Origin of the sequence: Klebsiella sp. P1954 (assembly GCF_018199955.1) — a bacterium.
GTDB classification, from domain to species: domain Bacteria; phylum Pseudomonadota; class Gammaproteobacteria; order Enterobacterales; family Enterobacteriaceae; genus Klebsiella; species Klebsiella pneumoniae.
On record NZ_CP073373.1, the window covers coordinates 535,111 to 554,832 of the forward strand.

20 protein-coding genes are annotated in these 19,722 nt (G+C 60.0%); 9 read left to right on the forward strand and 11 right to left on the reverse strand.

Translation table 11 applies throughout. The features are described 5' to 3' along the window. Positions 1–54: 54 nt before the first annotated feature. A complete protein-coding gene (locus KB890_RS02705) occupies positions 55–534 on the reverse strand; it encodes a hypothetical protein (protein ID WP_004179667.1) in 480 nt (159 codons plus the stop codon). A 236-nt stretch (positions 535–770) separates the two neighbouring features. On the opposite strand from KB890_RS02705, the gene KB890_RS02710 reads away from it, so the two are divergent. The 4 genes from KB890_RS02710 to KB890_RS02725 all read left to right on the forward strand — a co-directional run bounded on the left by KB890_RS02710 (position 771) and on the right by KB890_RS02725 (position 3,309). Next, positions 771–1,124 (forward strand): DUF1304 domain-containing protein, encoded by a 354-nt coding sequence (locus KB890_RS02710; RefSeq protein WP_004179665.1) that lies wholly within the window; start codon positions 771–773, stop codon positions 1,122–1,124. A gap of 103 nt (positions 1,125–1,227) precedes the next feature. Further along, complete coding sequence (gene yedE / locus KB890_RS02715; RefSeq protein ID WP_020324666.1) at positions 1,228–2,436, forward strand: selenium metabolism membrane protein YedE/FdhT; 1,209 nt, start codon at positions 1,228–1,230, stop codon at positions 2,434–2,436. Continuing rightward, the gene (yedF, locus tag KB890_RS02720; RefSeq protein ID WP_020324676.1) at positions 2,433–2,666 is read left to right on the forward strand and encodes a sulfurtransferase-like selenium metabolism protein YedF; all 234 of its coding nucleotides are present in this window, start codon (positions 2,433–2,435) and stop codon (positions 2,664–2,666) included. Before yedE ends, yedF begins: the two co-directional genes overlap by 4 nt. Before the next feature lie 250 nt (positions 2,667–2,916). Then, positions 2,917–3,309 carry a DUF1398 domain-containing protein gene (locus KB890_RS02725; RefSeq protein WP_004224558.1) on the forward strand — a complete coding sequence of 131 codons (393 nt, stop codon included), beginning with the start codon at positions 2,917–2,919 and terminating at the stop codon, positions 3,307–3,309. Between the two features lie 34 nt (positions 3,310–3,343). Here the strand turns inward: KB890_RS02725 and KB890_RS02730 are convergent, their stop codons facing one another. Next, the gene (locus tag KB890_RS02730) at positions 3,344–3,502 is read right to left on the reverse strand and encodes a YqaE/Pmp3 family membrane protein (protein WP_002903230.1); all 159 of its coding nucleotides are present in this window, start codon (positions 3,500–3,502) and stop codon (positions 3,344–3,346) included. A gap of 282 nt (positions 3,503–3,784) precedes the next feature. On the opposite strand from KB890_RS02730, the gene gap reads away from it, so the two are divergent. Further along, entirely contained in the window at positions 3,785–4,783 is a 999-nt protein-coding gene (gene gap / locus KB890_RS02735) for a type I glyceraldehyde-3-phosphate dehydrogenase (protein WP_002903227.1), read from the forward strand. A gap of 48 nt (positions 4,784–4,831) precedes the next feature. Here gap and aldA read toward each other — a convergent pair whose 3' ends face one another. Continuing rightward, entirely contained in the window at positions 4,832–6,271 is a 1,440-nt protein-coding gene (aldA, locus tag KB890_RS02740) for an aldehyde dehydrogenase (RefSeq protein ID WP_020324658.1), read from the reverse strand. Here aldA and KB890_RS02745 point away from each other — a divergent pair. Next, positions 6,270–6,407, forward strand: a complete 138-nt coding sequence (locus KB890_RS02745) for a hypothetical protein (protein WP_004140057.1) — start codon at positions 6,270–6,272, stop codon at positions 6,405–6,407. The genes aldA and KB890_RS02745 overlap by 2 nt on opposite strands. Before the next feature lie 61 nt (positions 6,408–6,468). Here the strand turns inward: KB890_RS02745 and KB890_RS02750 are convergent, their stop codons facing one another. After that, on the reverse strand, positions 6,469–7,269 hold the full coding sequence (locus KB890_RS02750) for a YdcF family protein (RefSeq protein WP_020324640.1): 801 nt from the start codon (positions 7,267–7,269) through the stop codon (positions 6,469–6,471). Positions 7,270–7,649: 380 nt separating this feature from the next. Between KB890_RS02750 and KB890_RS02755 the strand changes: the two genes are divergently transcribed. Next, positions 7,650–8,975: an MFS transporter gene (locus KB890_RS02755; RefSeq protein ID WP_020324682.1), complete on the forward strand. Its 1,326-nt coding sequence runs from the start codon at positions 7,650–7,652 to the stop codon at positions 8,973–8,975. 208 nt (positions 8,976–9,183) lie between these two features. On the opposite strand, the gene KB890_RS02760 is transcribed toward KB890_RS02755, so the two are convergent. From KB890_RS02760 to KB890_RS02785, 6 genes are read right to left on the reverse strand one after another with little or no spacing between them, the layout of a single operon-like run. Beyond that, the gene (locus tag KB890_RS02760; protein WP_002903059.1) at positions 9,184–10,614 is read right to left on the reverse strand and encodes an amino acid permease; all 1,431 of its coding nucleotides are present in this window, start codon (positions 10,612–10,614) and stop codon (positions 9,184–9,186) included. A gap of 9 nt (positions 10,615–10,623) precedes the next feature. Next, positions 10,624–11,619 (reverse strand): succinylglutamate desuccinylase, encoded by a 996-nt coding sequence (gene astE, locus KB890_RS02765; RefSeq protein WP_020324677.1) that lies wholly within the window; start codon positions 11,617–11,619, stop codon positions 10,624–10,626. A 10-nt stretch (positions 11,620–11,629) separates the two neighbouring features. After that, on the reverse strand, positions 11,630–12,970 hold the full coding sequence (astB, locus tag KB890_RS02770) for an N-succinylarginine dihydrolase (RefSeq protein WP_020324654.1): 1,341 nt from the start codon (positions 12,968–12,970) through the stop codon (positions 11,630–11,632). A gap of 21 nt (positions 12,971–12,991) precedes the next feature. Further along, positions 12,992–14,458, reverse strand: coding sequence for a succinylglutamate-semialdehyde dehydrogenase (astD, locus tag KB890_RS02775; RefSeq protein WP_020324645.1), 1,467 nt, complete (start codon positions 14,456–14,458; stop codon positions 12,992–12,994). Then, positions 14,449–15,471, reverse strand: a complete 1,023-nt coding sequence (gene astA, locus KB890_RS02780; protein ID WP_004140076.1) for an arginine N-succinyltransferase — start codon at positions 15,469–15,471, stop codon at positions 14,449–14,451. The genes astD and astA overlap by 10 nt, the downstream gene beginning before the upstream one ends. Before the next feature lie 18 nt (positions 15,472–15,489). Further along, a complete protein-coding gene (locus KB890_RS02785) occupies positions 15,490–16,695 on the reverse strand; it encodes a bifunctional succinylornithine transaminase/acetylornithine transaminase (RefSeq protein ID WP_020324624.1) in 1,206 nt (401 codons plus the stop codon). A gap of 169 nt (positions 16,696–16,864) precedes the next feature. Here KB890_RS02785 and KB890_RS02790 point away from each other — a divergent pair, with 169 nt between their 5' ends. Next, positions 16,865–17,011: a hypothetical protein gene (locus tag KB890_RS02790; RefSeq protein WP_004892379.1), complete on the forward strand. Its 147-nt coding sequence runs from the start codon at positions 16,865–16,867 to the stop codon at positions 17,009–17,011. A gap of 212 nt (positions 17,012–17,223) precedes the next feature. After that, positions 17,224–18,498, forward strand: a complete 1,275-nt coding sequence (locus KB890_RS02795) for a Glu/Leu/Phe/Val family dehydrogenase (protein WP_004151574.1) — start codon at positions 17,224–17,226, stop codon at positions 18,496–18,498. A 155-nt stretch (positions 18,499–18,653) separates the two neighbouring features. Here the strand turns inward: KB890_RS02795 and KB890_RS02800 are convergent, their stop codons facing one another. Next, complete coding sequence (locus tag KB890_RS02800; RefSeq protein ID WP_020324641.1) at positions 18,654–19,652, reverse strand: aldo/keto reductase; 999 nt, start codon at positions 19,650–19,652, stop codon at positions 18,654–18,656. Between the last annotated feature and the right edge of the window lie 70 nt (positions 19,653–19,722).

Below are 19,722 nucleotides of genomic sequence, written 5' to 3' on the forward strand. Positions count from 1 at the left end.
CGTTAGTATCAGGCCACCTGTGGTGGCCTGCTCTTTTCCCGGGAAATAAAGCGTCTAGCGAAAGCTCCACTGAACACTCATCACAAAGATCGCCGGCACAATAATGCCGCCTTCCACACCGAAATAATCGGTGAAATTATATTGCAGGCCATGATAGAGGTAGGGCGAAAAACCGATGCCGGTGATTTTTTTGGCGGTGCGGTAGGTGCCGGAATCCCCACAGTGGCTGAAGGCATCAAAGAAAAATTCCCCGGTATAGGCATACACCCCTTTCAGTACCCAGCCGGTATCGTTTTTCAGCCAGTCGCGGCGCACGCCGAGGGTCAGGCAACGATCGTCAAAGCTGTTTTTCATCGTTCCGACCAGCACGCTGTATTTTGAATCCTGAGAAAACTTGCGCTCCACCGAGAAAAAGTTGTTATTGAAATGTTCGTTATATTGTCCGTGGTTACCCGTCATATGATAGACATAGGAACCGGTATTCATCGAATAGAGGTTTAATTCCCCGGCCTGCGCCGACGGCATGGCAACCATTAGTAGCGCTGATAACAAAATCCATAATTTATTTACCATTCAGTAACCTATGCCATACCCGTAAAAAGAACCCGGCATGCTAGCACCGCTTAGCTAAACCAAAGGGCAATCAGATAAACCGGCGCTCTTCGCGGCGGGAAAATATGACGCTATCTGCACTATAGCAGTCGTCCTCTCGCCTGGTGAGCGCCTGCGGTTATACTGGAGAAACATTCCCCTAATCGTTAAGGACCGCTGTGTTAGCCACTCTCCTCGTTGCGCTGGTCGCTATTATTCATCTCGCCATCCTGGTGCTGGAGATGTTTCTCTGGGAAGGCTCCGCCGGGCGCCGGGCCTTTAACCTCAGCGCCGATTTCGCCCGGCAGACCCGGGTGCTGGCGGCCAACCAGGGCTTGTATAACGGCTTTCTGGCCGCCGGCCTGGCATGGGGGCTGTGGCTGGGGGCGCCGGGGGTGCAGGTGGTTATCTTTTTCCTGGCCTGCGTGCTGGCCGCCGGGATTTTCGGCGCGCTGACCGCCAGCCGCAAAATTCTCTATATTCAGGCGCTGCCCGCGCTGCTGGCGCTGGTTGCCGTGCTGACGCAAGCGTAGGGCCTTGATCCAAAACAGAGAAAGCAGGCGCTAAGGCGGGTACTATTTGCCCCCTTTGGTCGGTAATCGACCGTTAATACCTTCTGAGTTCAGAGGCATTTTTATGACATGGCAATCCTTCAAACAGGCCTGGCTTATCCGGTTCTGGTCTCCTGTCCCGGCGGTCATTGCCGCGGGCATTCTCTCTACCTACTATTTTGGCATCACCGGCACCTTCTGGGCGGTGACCGGCGAATTCACCCGCTGGGGTGGTCAGCTGCTGCAGCTGCTGGGCGTCCACAGCGAACAGTGGGGCTATTACCAGCTGATACATCTCGAAGGGTCGCCGCTGACCCGCATCGATGGCAGGATGATCATCGGCATGTTCGGCGGCTGCCTGGCCGCCGCGCTGTGGGCGAATAACGTCAAACTGCGCTTGCCACGCAGCCGGATCCGCATTGCGCAGGCCGTGGCGGGCGGCATCATCGCCGGGTTCGGCGCACGGCTGGCGATGGGCTGCAACCTGGCGGCCTTCTTCACCGGCATTCCGCAGTTCTCCCTGCACGCCTGGCTGTTTGCCATCGCCACCGCCATCGGCTCCTGGTTTGGCGCCCGCTTCACGCTGCTGCCCCTTTTTCGCATCCCGGTAAAAATACAAAAGGTGTCCACCGCCTCGCCGTTAACCCAAAAACCGCAGCAGGCGCGCCGCCGTTTCCGCCTGGGGATGGTGGTCTTTTTCGCCATGATCGGCTGGGGCCTGCTCACCGCCGCAGACCACCCGGCGCTCGGCCTGGCGATGCTGTTCGGTATTGGCTTTGGTCTGCTTATCGAGCGCGCGCAGATCTGCTTTACCTCCGCCTTTCGCGATATGTGGATCACCGGCCGGACGGTGATGGCGAAGGCGATTATCTTCGGCATGGCGGCGAGCGCCATCGGTATCTTCAGCTATGTGCAATTGGGGATGGCGCCGAAAATTATGTGGGCCGGTCCTAATGCGGCGATTGGCGGGCTACTATTTGGCTTTGGCATCGTGCTGGCCGGCGGCTGTGAGACCGGCTGGATGTACCGGGCGGTGGAGGGCCAGGTTCACTACTGGTGGGTTGGGCTGGGCAACGTCATCGGCTCAACGCTGCTCGCCTGGTGCTGGAACGATATCGCCGCCCCGCTCGCCACCCACTGGCAGAAAGTCAACCTGCTGAACGCCTTCGGTCCCTTTGGCGGACTACTGGCCACCTATCTACTGCTGCTGATCGCCCTGCTGCTGGTGATCGCCTGGGAGAGACATTTTTTCCGCCGCCAGGCGGCGATCCGGACCGTGAAGGAGAGCGCATGAAAAACATCATCCCTGATTATCGCCTGGATATGGTCGGCGAGCCCTGCCCCTATCCGGCGGTTGCCACCCTGGAGGCAATGCCCTCCCTGCAAAAAGGCGAGATCCTCGAAGTGGTCAGCGACTGTCCGCAGTCAATCAATAACATTCCGCTCGATGCCAAAAATCATGGCTATACGGTGCTGGATATTCAGCAGGATGGCCCAACCATTCGCTATTTGATTCAGAAGTAGCGCCGTTTTCCCGCCGGCGGCCTTCCCCGCCGGCGCTTGTCTCCTCGTTCCCGCCTCGCCGTTCGCTTACGCATCGCTGACCAGGTAGCCAAACGATTGCAATAGATTGTAACACTTGAAACCGTGTTCCAGTTACGCAATAACCATTAATATAACGCGCCTATATTATTAAAATGCGAATAAGTTATTTAGTGAATGGTTTCTGCCGCTATCGGCCAAAGCCGCACACAGCGACACGATAAGGATCGAAATGGAACTGCTGGTCAGGCTGGGTCATTTTTTTGAGCAAGCGCGTTCTGACGCCGACTATGCCACCTTCGCCAATGAACTGCGTCGGCATCAGGTCTCCTACTACATCTATTTTGTTTCCACCGGCAATATGAATTTCGTAATGGCAAACGACGAGGTAGTCTCGGTAAAAAGCGCCCGCGGGCTGCTGCGCGTTCGCGCTGAGGCCAGCCATTGTCTGACCAGGGCCGCCGTTATCCGCCACTTTGCCCGGGCCATTAACTTTGAACAGTACTGCCGGGATCTTGCCAGCGCCGGGGTATTTAAGTGGATCGTCGATCTGGAAGAGGAGACCCGGCACTACTGGTCGAAGGATAATACGCTGTTATATAAAGAGTGCCTGATGCCCCCCTGAACAGGTCTCAGGGGGAGGCGGCGAGGGTCAGCCTTTAATCGCGGGTCTGCACCCAAAAGGCGTGGATCAGGCCAGGAATATAGCCCAGCAGGGTCAAAATGATATTGAGAATAAACGCCCAGCCGAAGCCTTTTCCCAGCAGCACCCCCAGCGGCGGCAGAATGATAGTGAAAACGATTCTCCAGAATCCCATAACCTCTCCCTTCGTCTAACGTCAATTTTTTACTAAGCTATTCAATAGTTAAGCATAGACGCTTTTCGTCGTTTCGCCAGCAGGCAGCCCCCTCATCTCTGGTAACAAAAATCATTCCCTGCCGTCACGGGCAAAAAAGACCGGGAAAACATTCACTTTTCCCCTCTCCGGCCCGCAGGCCCTGGCAAAGCGCACAGATTGTCAGTTGACCAATCAGGGGGACAGGGCTAAGCCTGGAGGAGTTTCATCACATCGAGTCGTTTTACCAACCGGAGAATATCCATGAGTAAACTTGGGATTAATGGATTTGGTCGTATCGGACGTCTGGTGTTACGTCGTTTATTAGAAGTCGACAGCAGCCTGGAAGTGGTGGCTATCAACGACCTCACTTCGCCAAAGGTGCTGGCCTACCTGTTGAAGCATGATTCAAACTACGGCCCCTTCCCGTGGAGCGTCGACTTTACCGAAGATGCGCTGATCGTCAACGGCAAAACCATTACGGTGTATGCCGAAAAAGAGGCGCAGCATATTCCATGGCAGGCGGCAGGCGCCGAGGTGATTGTGGAGTGTACCGGGTTCTACACCTCGGCCGAGAAATCGCAAGCCCATCTCCAGGCCGGCGCGCGCAAAGTGCTGATTTCCGCCCCCGCCGGCGAGATGAAAACCATCGTCTACAACGTCAACGATGACACCCTGACCCCGGATGACACCATCATCTCCGTGGCCTCCTGCACCACCAACTGCCTGGCGCCGATGGCCAAAGTTCTGCAGGATGCCTTCGGCATCACCGTAGGCACCATGACCACCATCCACGCCTATACCGGCACCCAGTCGCTGGTGGACGGGCCGCGCGGAAAAGATCTGCGCGCCTCCAGGGCGGCGGCGGAAAACGTTATCCCGCACACTACCGGCGCGGCAAAAGCCATTGGCCTGGTGATCCCTGCCCTGAGCGGTAAGCTGAAAGGCCATGCCCAGCGTGTACCGACCAAAACCGGCTCAGTGACGGAGCTGGTATCGGTGCTGGAGAAAAAGGTGACTGCGGATGAGGTCAATCAGGCGATGAGGCAGGCGGCCGAGGGTAACGAATCCTTTGGTTACACCGAAGAGGAGATCGTCTCTTCCGATATCATCGGCAGCCATTTCGGTTCGATCTACGATGCTACCCAGCTGGAGATTGTGGAGGCCGGCGGCGTACAGCTGGTGAAAACCGTCGCCTGGTACGATAACGAATACGGCTTTGTCACCCAACTGATCCGCGTGCTGGAGAAATTTGCCCGCTAAGTGAACGGCGGACAGCCTGCGCTGTCCGCCGGTTCTGTGTGGAGTGCCTCAGGCCTGCAGATAGACCACCTGGGTCTGCAGGTACTCATTCAGGCCGTGGCGGCCATCTGCGCCGCCGATCCCCGACTTACGCCAGCCGGCGTGGAACCCCTGCATCGCCTCAAAGTTCTCACGGTTGATATAGGTTTCGCCAAACTTCAGTCCCTTAATCGCTTTCATCGCCACGTTCAGATCGCGGGTATAGATTGAGGAGGTCAGGCCATAATCGCTGTCATTGGCCATCGCCAGCGCCTCATCGAGGGTCGAAAAGGCCACCACCGGCAGCACCGGACCGAAGGTTTCCTCATGGATAATGTCCATCTCCTGACGTACATCCAGCAGCAGGGTCGGCGGATAAAAATAGCCTTTGCCATCCAGCGGCTGACCGCCCAGCGCCACCCGCGCCCCCTGCGCCACCGCCTTCGCCACTTTGCCCGCCACCTGGTCCCGCGCCGCCGCGTTGATCAGCGGCCCCATCGCGATGTCATCTCGCGTCGCCGGGTCGCCAAACTGGACGGCCTTCATCGCCTCACCGAGGCGGTTGACGAAGCGGTCGTATATTCCCTGCTGAACATAGACCCGCTCGACGCAGTTACACACCTGCCCGGTGTTAATCACCCGCGAGTCCACTACCGCTTTCACCGCCAGCTCCAGATCCGCATCATCCATTACAATGGCAGGCGCTTTGCCGCCGAGCTCGAGGCACACTTTGGTGATATTTTTCGCCGCAGCGGCCATAATTTTTTCTCCCGCCGCCACGCTGCCGGTCATGCTGACCATCGCCACCTTCGGATTGCCGGCCAGCTCCTGGCCAACGGTTTCTCCGCGGCCAAGCACAAGGTTAAAGACCCCTTTCGGCAACCCAACCTGATGGACAATCTCGGCAAAGGCGATGGCATTGTTGGGCGTAAATTCGCTGGGCTTAATGACGATGGTATTTCCAGTGATCAGGGCCGGCGCCAGCTTGCGGGCGATAAGAAAGAACGGGAAGTTCCACGGCAGGATCCCGGTGGTCACCCCCAGCGCGCGTTTAAAGACAAGGATATTCTCCCCCGGGCGATCGCTCTGCACGATCTCACCTTCGTAACGGCGCGCCCATTCTGCCATATAGTCGAGATAGTCCGCGGTGAACGCAACCTCCACCGCCGCCAGCTGCTGGATCTTGCCGCCTTCAGCGACAATCAGCCCGGCGATCTCGTCGGCACGGTGACGGATACCGGCGGCAATTTTGCGCAGCCAGCCCGCGCGCTCAATCGCCGGCAGCGCTTCCCAGCCGGGCTGGGCGCGCTCGGCGGCGTCAATCGCCAGTCGCGCCTCTTCGGCAGTCCCGTCCGGGATCCGCGACAGCAGCGCTTCGGTCGCCGGGTTAAGCACGTCGATCCAGCCGTCGCCGCGACCGGAAACGAACTGGCCATCAATATACATCGGGTGTTGAACGGGTGCTGTCATGGCTGCTCCTGTGGTGCATTTGTATTTAACAGGTGATTTTTTTGTTAAATATCGGGCGGATAAGCCGCTGTTCGGCAGCACATTGACGCAGTTCTGTGAGCTGATTCATAAAAACGGGCCAAAAATGCCCGCTTGAGGTTACATTTTAATAACACAAATTGCCCGTTTGCGACGAATCTGCCGTAAACGGGCATTTTTCAGCCGAGGGTGCGGGCCTGCAGCGCCCCGGCAAGCTGGGCGTCCTCCCGCAGCTGTCGCCAGGCGTCGAGGATCTCCGGCGGGAAGGTGACATGGCTGATGAAGTCTTTTCCCCGCGGACCGTACCCTTCAGGGGTATCCTGCAGGCGCGGCAGCTCGCCCAGCAGCAGCGCCAGGTAGCGGGTGACCGGCCAGAGCCCCGCTCCGCCGCCCGCGAACCCCAGTTGGCCATCGGTCTGCTCCAGCACCGGCGAGCAGCCGGGAAAGCTCAACCACTGCGGCGGCGTCGTCTCCCCCTGCCAGACGCGGGCGAAGGTAGCCATGGTTCGCCGCTGCATAGTCGGGTCCTGAATGACGATCCCGCGACAATGGGCGAGCCCCCGGCTCTCCAGCGTGGTCCGGGTAAAACGGGCGTTCTCACCGCAGTTGGTTGACTGGTCCTCCACCACCAGCCGCGAATGGGGGATGTGCCAGTAGTCATGAGCAATGTCGGCCAGAATATGCGCTTCCGGGCGGCCATCCACCAGCAACGTACGGTAACGGGGATCCTGGCGCACCGCCTCGTAGAGATAGCCCGTAGAATGTCCCACGCCGCCGCTGATCAGCAGCGGGACCACCTGCGCCGCCGCCAGACGGCAGGCGGCGTCGATGGTTGGGATCACGGCGTTGCCGGCCAGCACTACCACGTCCACCTGCGGCAGCGCGGGCAGCGTCGCCAGATCGTCCTGCGCCAGCCAGGCGCCGACCTGGTTAGCCGCCGCCAGCGTCGCTGCCGACAGCGGAGGAAATTGTTCTGCCATTCTGTCTCCTTAATCCTCTCTCAGCCGAGCGGAGAGGATGCTTTCGCTATCATAAACGCCGCCTACCGGAAGGCATAGCGGCGTCGATTTGTAACCATTTTGAAATAACAAGAAACATCTAAAAACAGGCAGGTTGCACCTGAACAACTCACTATGAAAATAACAAAAAACAGCAAAATCAGGTGGAAAATAAAAAATAGCGTCGCGGTTATACCAGTTCAAAGCGCGCCATAACGCCCAGTTTGCCAGCGATAAATTTGCCAATTGTAACCTTCAACCCTAAGTTGCTTAACAATTACACAACCTTTTCACATCAGGTTGCACCCTGCTCGTACAGAGTGACACCTGACCTATCTACCGTGGCGGGAGAACGTTTCGTAATGAGCAATCCACAAGACAACACTGCATCCATTCTGCAGAAAAACAAGAAGGTACTGATCGCGAGCCTGACAGGCAGCGCCATCGAATGGTTCGATTATTTTCTCTATGGCACCGCCGCCGCGCTGGTGTTCAACAAAATCTTCTTTCCGATGGTCGACCCGGTTATCGGCCTGATCCTCTCCTGGCTCTCCTTCTCGCTGACGTTTTTTATCCGCCCCATCGGCGGCGTGATTTTCGCCCATATCGGCGATCGCATCGGCCGCAAGAAGACGCTGGTGCTGACCCTGTCGCTGATGGGGAGCGCCACGGTGGCGATCGGCCTGCTGCCCACCTACGAGATGGTGGGCCTCTGGGCGCCGGCCCTGCTGATTACTCTGCGCATTATTCAGGGCATGGGTATCGGCGGCGAATGGGGCGGCGCGCTGCTGCTGGCCTATGAATACGCGCCGGAAAAGCGGAAAGGCTTTTTCGGCAGCATTCCCCAGGCCGGGGTGACCATCGGCATGTTGATGGCGACATTTATCGTCTCGCTGATGACGCTGTTCGATGAGGCGCAGTTTCTCGCCTGGGGCTGGCGCATACCGTTCCTGCTCAGCTCCGTCCTCGTTTTTCTCGGCCTGTGGATCCGCAAAGATATCGACGAAACGCCCGCCTTTAAGCAGGTGAAAAAATCCGGCCAGGTGGCGAAGGCCCCGCTGCGCGATACGCTCAAGCACCACTGGCGGGAAGTGCTGATCGCCGCCGGCCTGAAAGTGGTGGAGACCGCCCCCTTCTATATCTTCTCCACCTTTGTGGTCAGCTACGCCACCACCACCCTGAGCTATCAGAAGTCGCAGGCGCTGGAATCCGTGACCCTGGGCGCGCTGGTGGCCACCGTGATGATCCCGCTGATGGGGCTGCTGTCAGACAAGGTGGGTCGGCAAAAGATGTACACCCTGAGCGTGGTGCTGCTGGGGCTGTTTATCGTCCCGTGGTTCCTTCTGCTCGACACCGGCACCGGCTGGGGCATCATGCTGGCGACGATCGTTGCCTTCGGCATCCTGTGGGCGCCGGTAACCGCGGTGCTCGGCACCCTGTGCTCTGAGATTTTCAGCGCCAATGTGCGCTATACCGGGATCACCCTCGGCTACCAGCTGGGCGCCGCGCTGGCCGGGGGCACCGCGCCGCTTATCGCCACCGGTCTGCTGGCGAAATATGACGGTGACTGGCGGCCGGTGGCCGTTTATCTGGGCGTTACGGTGGTGATTTCGCTGCTGGCGATATTCTGCGCCAGCCGGATGAAGTCCGCGTTGGGCACGGCCCCCTCCCGGGCGGAAAGCGCCTGACCGCCGCCCGCCAGGGCTACTACGGCGCCGACTATCCCGCCCGGCGGCGCTGCGCGTGCGCGGGCCTGGGGAGAGATCGCGCGGCGGGGGAAACCGCTTATCCCAGGTCCGGTAAGCATGTAGGCCCGGTAAGGCGCCAGCCGCCACCGGGCAGAAACAGGCGTCAAGTCTTCCCCCCTGCTTAGCCGGCCGCCAGGGCCGGCGGGTGTCAGGCGCTCTGGTTGTCCAGCTGAAGCTGCCCCTCGCGCCGCTGCTTCAGCTTCCAGAAGCCCCACAGCGCGATAAACCACAGCGGAGAAGCCAACAGCGCCAGCAGCGTGTCCGGGTCAAAGATCATGATGAAGATAGCGAACGCGAAGAACAGCAGGCTCACCCAGCTCATCACTACCCCGGCGGGCATCTTAAAGATCGACCCGGCGTGCAGGTCCGGACGCTGACGGCGGTAAACCAGATAGGCCACGAGGATCATCCCCCAGCTGAACACCACCATAATCGCCGCCAGGGTCGAGACGATGGTGAACAGGGTCATCACGTTCGGCACCAGAAACAGCAACAGCGTGCCGATCAGCATGCAGAAGCAGGAGAACAGCAGGCTGCGCACCGGAATGCGGGTACTGCGCGACAGGATACGAAACTGCCAGTGCGCATGCTTCTCCACCGACAGGCCGTACAGCATGCGGGTGCTGGAGAAGACCCCGCTGTTGGCCGAGGACATCGCCGAGGTCAGCGCCACAAAGTTAATCACCGCCGCGGCTGCAGGCAGCCCGGCCTTGGCGAACAGCGTCACGAAGGGGCTGGTCTCCGCCGACACCCCCGGCCACGAGGCGACAGCGATGATCACCACCATCGACAGCAGATAGAAGATGATAATCCGCAGCGGCAGAGCATTGATCGCCTTGGGCAAAATGCGCTGCGGATCGCGGGTCTCCGCCGTCATGGTGCCCAGCAGCTCAATGCCGGTAAAGGAGAAGATCGCTATCTGGAAGCCGGCGAAAAAGCCGGTGATGCCGTGGGGCATAAAGGCCGTCGGGTCGGTGAGATGGCTGAGGGAGGCCGTCACGCCGTCCGGGGAGGTCCAGCCGGTGGCAATCATCCAGCCGCCGGTGCCGATCAGGGCGATAATGGTGATCACCTTGATCAGGGCGAACCAGAACTCCGCCTCGCCAAACATTTTCACCGACAGCAGGTTAAGCAGGAACAGGATCGCCAGCATGCTGAGGGCCGGCATCCACGCCGACAGTTCCGGGAACCAGTACTGCATATAGCTCCCGCAGACCACCACGTCGGCGATACAGGTCACCACCCAGCTTAGCCAGTAGGTCCAGCCGAGGTAAAAGCTGGCCTGCGGCCCGAGATACTCGCCGACAAAGTCGGCAAACGAGCGGTAGTCATGGCGGGTGAGCAGCAGCTCGCCCATCGCCCGCATCACCATATAGGTAAAGAACCCGACCAGCACATAGATAACCAGGATCGAGGTGCCGGCGACGGCGATGTTGCGCCCCGCCCCCATAAACAGCCCGGTGCCGATGGCGCCCCCGAGGGCAATCATCTGGATATGGCGGGCGCTGAGCCCGCGCTTAAGCTGTGACGCGCCTTCACCTCCGGCGGCAGGTGACGCCTGATGTTGATGTTCAGTCATGGTGTTTCCTCAGGCTGGTTGCGGGAGACGAAGGGCAGCGGCGCGGAGCAACAGCCCGGCGCGCTGGCCGGTGGCGACCCCGGCGTTGGGAAAGAGGATATAGGGGGCCCGGGCCTGCACCACCCAACGTTTCTCTGCCTGGCGGGCGATCTCATACCCTGCCGGGAGCGCGGTGAAGTTTTCAACGTCTGCCGCGAGATTAAGCGTAAATTCCCCCTCGCGCTTGATGATGCTCTCCTCGACCAGGAAGTAGTCCACCGGCGCTTTGTCGCGCGGCGGCAGCGGCGCATCAGCGATCCAGGACCGGATCGCCGCGTCGGCGGCGGCGAACAGGCTGAGATCGTTGGCGCCGAACGGCATCACTTTCCCCAGCTCCAGGGTGGCGCTTTGCGCGGCGAACTTTTCGCAGGTGAAATGGGTGAAGGTGCCGCCCGCTTCGGTATGGCGCACGACGGCGTCCATCCCGCTGGCCTGCAGCAGCTGATAGAAATCGGGCGAAAAATCCCCGGCGTGGGCCGGGAGCAGCGCAAACTGGCGATACAGCGATCCGCGAATGGCGGTGTGCATATCGAGATGACCACGGTTGACCGGCCCCGCCGCATCGGCGGCGCGATAAAAAGCCTGCACCGCCTGCTCCAGCGCAAAAGCCCGCCGCGACTCATTTCCCGGGGTGACCGCCAGATGGCGGCCGCCGAACAGGCGATTCAGGTCGTTATGCAGATAGCGGCGCGCGGCGCGGATCGCCGGCAGATTACCAAAGACGATCAGCAGCGCCTGCGTGAGCGGCTGCCGCCCCTGGCTCAGATCGTGGGTTAGCTGCAGCAGCAGTTCAATCGGCGCGGTCTCATTGCCATGCACGCCGGCGGAGAGGATCGTCGCCTGGCGCCACGGCGCCGTCGGCAGCAGCTGTAAAATGCCCTCGCCCAGCCAGCGGGCCTCGATGCCCGCCGGAAAGGTCCACGCCTGCAGGCGGCAGTGCAGTAAATCGTTAACCAGGTGCTCCATCTGCCGCTCCTTAACGCTGAAAATCATAGACCGCGCCGAGGCGCAGGATCTGCGTCAGCTCATCCAGCGCCTGATAAACCTCGCGCAGCAGCTGCGGGTCCGCCAGATCGCGGGCATGCAGCCGGTCGCGATAGTGTTTTTCCACCCATGCCGTCAGCTGCTGATAACGTTCGTCGTTCATCAGGCTATGGGCGTTGACCGCCTGGCGCTCCGCCTCGTTGAGTACCACTCGCAGCCGCAGACAGGCCGGGCCGCCGCCGTTGCGCATGCTTTCCCGCAGGTCAAAGACCGCCACTTCATCGATCGGCGATGCGCTGTCGACGGCGAGATCGCTGAGATAGCGCCAGACGTTTTCCCGCTGGCGGCACTCCTCCGGCACCACGATCAGCATCTTGCCGTCTGGTTTGCTCAGCAGCTGGCTGTTGAACAGGTATGAGGCCACGGCGTCATCGAGCGAAACCCGCTCGTCCGGCACTTCCACGCTGGTGAACGGGATATCCAGACTGTCGCTTTTAGCCCGCAGCGTGGCCAGCACTGTCGCCTGATCGACAAACGCCTGCTGATGGTGAAACAGCACATGGCGATTGCTGACCGCGATGACGTCGTTATGAAACACGCCGCGATCGATAGCCTGCGGCGCCTGCTGGGCAAACACCGTGTAGCGCGGATCCAGCTGATGCAGGCGGGCCACCGCTTCGCTGGCCTCGAGGGTCTGCCGCGCCGGATACTTCACCGGGGCGATACCGCCGCTGGCGCGTCGACCATAGACGAAAAACTGCACCCCCTGCCGGTCATATTCCCGGCAGAAGCGGTTATGGTTGGCCGCCCCTTCATCGCCGAGGTCGCCATGCTGCGGCAGCGCCGCATGGTGGGCAAAGTAGCGCGGATCGGCGAACGTGGCGCCAAGGATCGCCGAGGTGGTGGGTGCCTCCTGCATACGGTGCAGCTTATTGTTCAGGTTGGCGACGGTGAAATGGACTTTGCCATCGGCGCTGTCCGCCGACGGTGAGACGGTCGCCGCGTTGGCGGTCCACATCGACGAGGCGGAGCTGAAGGCGGAGAGCAGCTGCGGCGCCGCGTGGGCCGCCTGCCGGATAACCTGCTCATCGCTGCCCTGGAAACCCACTTCACGCAGCAGACGCAGATTCGGCCGCGGCTGCGGCGGCAGAATGCCCTGCACGAAGCCGCGATCGGCCAGGGCTTTCATTTTATACAGCCCCTGCAGCGCCGCCTTTTTAGGGTTAGAGAGACCATCGCGGTTATTTTGCGAGGCTTCATTGCCGACGGAGAGTCCGGCGTAGTGGTGCGTCGGGCCGACCAGGCCATCAAAGTTTGCTTCAAAACCAGACATATGTCCTCACAGGATCCGTTATCAGAATGGCAGGCCCGGCGATACCGTCGCCGGAAGCGTCAGCGTATCGCTGACCAGAGAGGCCATCGGCCAGGCACAGTAATCGGCGGCGTACCACGCTGCCGCGCGATGGTTGCCGGAGGCGCCCACCCCGCCAAACGGCGCTTTACTCGATGCGCCGGTCAGCGGCTTGTTCCAGTTGACGATCCCGGCTCGCGCCTCGTCCGCCAGCTGATCAAACTGCGCCGCATCGCTGGAGATCAGCCCGACGGCCAGGCCATAGCGGGTCTGATTGGCGAGGCGAATCGCCTCCGGGAAGCCGTCGTAACGGATAATCGTCAGCAGCGGGCCAAAGTACTCTTCATCCGGCACCTCAATACCGGTGACGTCGACGATCCCCGGGGTCAGCACCGTGGAGCGCGGGTCAGGCTGGCGCATGCGCAGCAGCACCTTGCCGCCGAGCCCCTCCAGTTTTTGCTGCGCCGCCAGCATGTTCTGCGCAGCGTCGAGAGAGATCACCCCGCCCATAAACGGCGCCGGCTGATCATCCCACTTGCCGGCGCGGATCTGCGCGCTGGCCTCTACCAGCCGCTGCAGCAGCGCATCCCCCTGCTCGCCGCGCGGCACGAGCAGCCGGCGCGCGCAGGTGCAGCGCTGCCCGGCAGAGATAAACGCCGACTGGATAATCACATGCAGCGCCGCATCGATATCGGCCACGTCGGCGACGATCAGTGCGTTGTTGCCGCCCATCTCGAGGGCCAGCATCTTCTCCGGCTGGCCGCCGAAGTAGCGATGGAAGTGGAAACCGGCCGCCGCGCTGCCGGTGAACAGCACGCCGTCGATATCACGATTTTCCAGCAGCGCCTGGCCGGTGGCTTTTCCGCCCTGCAGCAGGTTGATCGCCCCGTCGGGGATGCCCGCCTGCTGCCACAGCTGGACGGTCATTTCAGCGGTAGCCGGCGTCAGCTCGCTGGGTTTAAACACAATGGTGTTCCCGGCGATCAGCGCCGGAATGATATGTCCGTTGGGCAGGTGGCCCGGGAAGTTGTAGGGGCCAAAGACCGCCATCACGCCGTGCGGTTTGTGGCGCAGCAGCGCTTTACCGTCCGGCAGCGTCGACTCATGAAAGCCCGTCCGCTGGTGATAGGCCTCGATGGAGATCGCGGCCTTGCCGATCATCGCCTGCACTTCGGTGCGGGTCTCCCACAGCGGCTTGCTGGTCTCGCGGGAAATCAGGGTCGCCAGCGCCTCTTTATGCGTCTCCAGCAGCGCGGCAAAACGCTGTACGACGTCAATACGCTCGGCCAGCGGCCGGTGCGACCAAGGATAAAACCCCGCGCGCGCCGCGGCGCAGGCCGCCTGGACGTCGTCAGCCCCCGCGCTGGCCGCCTGCCACAGCAGCGACTGATCCTCCGGGGCCAGTTTGCTCATCGTTGCGCCGCTGCCTGGCAGCCACTGCCCGGCTATAAACTGTGCTTTTACCGCCATGATCTGTTGTCCTCTGGATTCAGGGTTACCGTATAAACGCGGTCGGTTTCACTGACCTGCAGCGCGTCCAGCGCGGCGCTGTCAAGCGAGACCTGCTCTTCGTGGGCCACCAGCAGCGCCCGAAAGTTGTCGAATTGACCGTTGGCGACGAGGGTCGGCGCCGGCAGGTCGCCCATCAGCTGCCGGACAGGCAGACGCTGGCTGTCGCGCACGGCGCGGATCTGATCGGTGTCCGCCTCCAGCACCGGACCGGCATCGAAAATATCCACCGAGCCGCGCCAGCTGAAACCCTCTTTCTCGAGGATCGCCCGCGCCGGGGCGGTATTGGGATGCACCTGACCGATGACCCCGCGGGCCGCTTCCGGCAGCAGTGAGATATAGATCGGGTACGCCGGCATCAGTTCGGCAATAAAGGTTTTCATGCCGGTGCCGGTCAGCCGGTCGGCATCGGCGAACGGGATGTCGAAGAAATGATGGCCCAGCGCATCCCAGAACGGCGACTGACCCTGCTCATCGCTGCAGCCGCGCAGTTCGGCAAACAGGTGCGGGGAGAACCACTCGCGAAAGGCGGCGATAAATAAAAAGCGCGCCTTGGAGAGCAGCAGACCATTGCGGTTGCGCTGATACGCCGGGTCGAGAAACAGCGTACACAGCTCACTATGCCCGGTGTGGTCATAGCTGAGATTAAGTAGCTCCTGGGGCTTATAGACTCCCAGCGCTTTCGAGGCGCGCACCGTTTTCTGAATGCGAAAATTGTAAAACGGCTCGTCCAGGCCCACTGCGACCTCAATGGCGCTCACCCCCACCACCCGCGCCAGCGCGGTGTCCTCCAGCACAAACAGGAAACCCTGCTGGCTGCGCGGCAGTTCGCCGGCGAAGGTCTCGATACTGCGCCGGATCCGGGCCGCCAGACGCCCGACGTCATGCGGTAAGGAGGTCATGCCGACCCCCGCCCGCGCGGCGAGGCGGACGATGTCGTCGAGATCGTTTTCCCGTACGGGACGAAATAGCATCACAGGCCGTCCTCCCGATTAGCGGGTTAAGCGAGCAACGGCGCGATCAAGGCGCACGAAGGCTTCCGCAATATCCGCCAGCGGGATATTGAGCGCCGGCGCGAAGCGCAGCACGTCCGGGCCGGCAATCAGGGCGATCAGCCCCTCTTCCGCCGCCAGGTTGGTCAATGTTTTGGCCTTGCCGCGCAGCGGCCCCGCCAGCTCAGCGCCGATCAGCAGACCGGTGCCGCGCACGGCGCTGAACGCATCGTAACGGGCAGAGATCGCATTCAACTGGTCAACGATCAGCGCATGGCGCTCGCCAACGCCCGCCAGCAGCGGCGCATCGAGATGGGCCAGCACGGCGTTAGCGACGGTTGCCGCCAGCGGGTTGCCGCCGAAGGTGGTGCCATGGGTGCCTGGCTGGAAGACCTGCGCCCAGGCCTCTTTCGCCAGCATCGCGCCGATCGGGAAGCCGCCCCCCAGCCCTTTGGCGCTGGTGAGAATGTCCGGGACGACGTTGTAATGCTGGTAGGCGTAGAGATGGCCGGTACGCCCGGCGCCGGTCTGCACCTCATCGAATATCAGAGTGGCATGATGGCGATCGCAGAGGGTACGCAGCGCCTGCAGGAACGCCGGGTCCGCCGGGATCACCCCGCCTTCGCCGATAATCGGCTCGACGATCACCGCGCAGGTGCGCGAGGAGATCGCCGCGGTGACCGCCTCGATATCGTTATAGGGCAGATGGGTAATGCCCTGCGGCAGCGGAGCATAATCGCTGGAATATTTCGGCTGGCCGCCAACGGAGACGGTGAACAGCGTGCGGCCATGGAAGGCGAGGTTGAAGGCGATGATTTCGCTTTTTTCACCGCCAAACTTATCGTGGGCATATTTCCGCGCCAGCTTAAGGGCCGCCTCGTTGGCTTCGGCGCCGGAGTTGCAGAAAAACACCTTGTCGGCAAAGGTCGACTGCACGAGGGTTTTTGCCAGCTGCAGCACCGGCTCGTTGGTATAGCCATTGCCGATATGCCACAGTTTCGCCAGTTGATCCTGCAGGGCCTGAGCCAGCGCCGGGTGAGCATGGCCCAGGGCGTTCACTGCGATGCCGCCCGCCATATCGATATACTCTTTCCCCTGCTGGTCCCAGACGCGGGAGCCCGCCGCTCTGACCGGAATAAACGGCGCGGGGGCAAAACAGGGAACCAGGTAAGCGTCAAAATCTTCGCGAGTCATACTGCCTGACATAATTTATCTCCGGAACGTAAGACGACGGAAAACGCTCCCGTCGCGTTGGACAATCGACATTAACCCTGCCCCTCGGCTTATTTTGGGCACGAGCGCGCCCGCTGCGATGGTAAAAATATTCACCACAGAAAAATAAAGCCCTATTCTTTTTGCGGGTAATTGTTAATTCATGGTTAATGCCATGTTGTTGTGTGGGCTAATGCTGGCCTGTGAACAACAAGATTGTCAATACGGAAAAAAGCAATTTATTCACTTTTTGAAGATCATCAAGATAATGAAAAACATAGAAAAAATATTTTCTTATGCACTTAAGTGAATAAAAAGTGAATTAAAATGCACAGCTTGCGGGTGGTTGACGTGCGTAGTTATTCACTTAAAAAATAAAAAATCTAACAAAAATTTAAAAATCGGAATTGCCGTCAAATACCGCTTTATAAAATTGGTGATACCATTCATTGCACAGAGTTTACTGCTGTAGCTATTCCACGGTTTTACACGACATAAATAACACTGAGAAACAGGACTCTTATGGAAAAGTTATCTTACGCATCTGAAAGTAGTACATCTCCATGGACCACCTACCTGCGCCAGATCGACCGCGTCGCGCCTTATCTCGGCGATCTTGCCTACTGGGTGGAAACCCTGCGCCATCCGAAGCGCGCGCTGATCGTCGACATTCCTGTGCAAATGGACGACGGCACCATCCGCCACTTCGAGGGCTATCGCGTTCAGCACAATCTGTCGCGCGGACCGGGTAAAGGTGGTGTTCGCTACCATCCGGATGTCGATCTTAACGAAGTCATGGCACTTTCTGCCTGGATGACCATTAAGTGCGCCGCGGTCAATATTCCTTACGGCGGGGCCAAAGGCGGCATCCGCGTCGACCCCTTCTCCTTGTCGGAAGGTGAACTGGAGCGTCTGACCCGCCGCTACACCAGCGAAATCGGCATTATTATCGGGCCGCAGAAAGATATTCCGGCGCCGGACGTCGGCACCAATGGCAAAGTGATGGCATGGATGATGGACACCTACTCCATGAACCATGGCACCACCATCACCGGCGTGGTCACTGGCAAACCGATCCACCTCGGCGGCTCCCTCGGTCGTGAAAAAGCCACCGGACGCGGCGTGTTTGTCACCGGCCGGGAAGTTGCCCGTCGCGCCGGTATCGAAATTGAAGGCGCCAAAGTGGCGCTGCAGGGCTTTGGTAACGTCGGTAGCGAAGCGGCCCGCCTGTTCGCCGGCGTCGGCGCTCGTATCGTGGTTATTCAGGATCATACCGCGACCCTGTATAACGAAGGCGGAATCGATATGGCCGCCCTCACCGCCTGGCAGGCGGAGAAAAAGCAGATTGCCGGTTTCCCGGGCGCCCAGGAGATCGATAAAGACGCCTTCTGGACCACTCCGATGGACATCCTGATCCCGGCGGCGCTGGAAGGGCAAATCACCCGCGAGCGCGCGGAGAAGCTGACCTGCAAACTGGTGCTGGAAGGGGCCAACGGCCCAACCTATCCGGAAGCGGACGACGTGCTGGCCGAGCGCGGCGTGATCGTGGTGCCGGACGTTATCTGCAACGCCGGCGGGGTGACCGTCAGCTACTTTGAGTGGGTACAGGACATGGCCAGCTTCTTCTGGAGCGAAGAGGAGATCAACGCCAAGATGGACCGCATTATGACCGACGCTATCGTGCACGTCTGGGATAAAGCCGCCGAGAAAGAGTGTACGCTGCGCACCGCCGCCTATATCGTGGCCTGCGAGCGCATCCTGATGGCGCGTAAAGACCGCGGCATCTACCCGGGCTGATCCCCATCAGCAACCGCATCAGGGGTGGCCTTGCGCCGCCCCTTTTTTTCTTTGCCGCGCCGTTAACCGCCGAGAATGTGCGCTATCTGACGAGGAGTTGTTCGGCAAAGGTGACAACGTCACGCAAGTGATAACCATCCGCTGCCCGTAGGGGATTATTTTTCGATTAAATCAAAGTCGCCCTGGGTATAGCGTAAGCCAGTGATGTTGTCGGCAGTGAAAATATGTTCGATGGTGAGGATGTCCTCCGCCGCGAGGGTAATATTCGCGGCGCCGGCATTGTCGCGCAGGTGAGCAATTTTCCTCGCCCCCGGGATAGGCACGATATCCTCGCCTTTGCTCATCACCCAGGCAAGGGCAATCTGCGCAAGGGTCGCGTCATAGCGGGTGGCCACCTGCTGCAGGCGCTCAAGCAGCAGCTGGTTTTTGCGCATGGTTTCGGCCTGGAAGCGCGGCAGATGGCGGCGGAAATCATCCGCTGCCAAAACGCCGGGATCGGTAATTGTCCCCGTCAGGAAGCCGCGGCCAAGCGGGCTGTATGGCACAAAGCCGACCCCCAGCTCGCGGCAGGTGTGGAGAATACCGGCCTCCGGCTCGCGGCTCCATAGCGAATATTCCGTCTGCACGGCAGCGATCGGATGTACCTTGCAGGCCCGGCGCAGCGTCTGAGCAGATACTTCCGACAGACCGATATGGCGAATTTTACCCTCTTTAACCAGATCGGCCATAGTGCCCACCACCTCTTCCACCGGTACCGCGGGATCGACGCGGTGCTGATAGAGCAGATCGATGGTCTCGACATTCAGTCGCTTCAGCGACCCTTCCACTGATTCGCGAATATGTGCCGGACGGCTGTCAACGCCGGCCATCCGCTCCAGACCCTGGCCGGTCGGCAAAATACGAAATCCAAATTTGGTGGCAATCTGCACCTTATCGCGAAAACCTTTAATCGCTTTTCCGACCAGAACTTCATTATCGAAAGGACCATATACTTCGGCGGTATCCAGGAAGGTCACGCCCATGTCCATGGCGGCATGGATCGTATTTATCGCCTGCGACGTTTCAGCGCCGCCATAGGCAAAACTCATCCCCATACATCCGAGACCTAATGCGGAAACCTGAAACTTCTCTTTTCCAAGATAACGTATTTTCATCTTATTTTCCTTAATTGCTGAATGGCATTAAATATATACTTCCCTTTCATATTGATAACAATTAATCTAT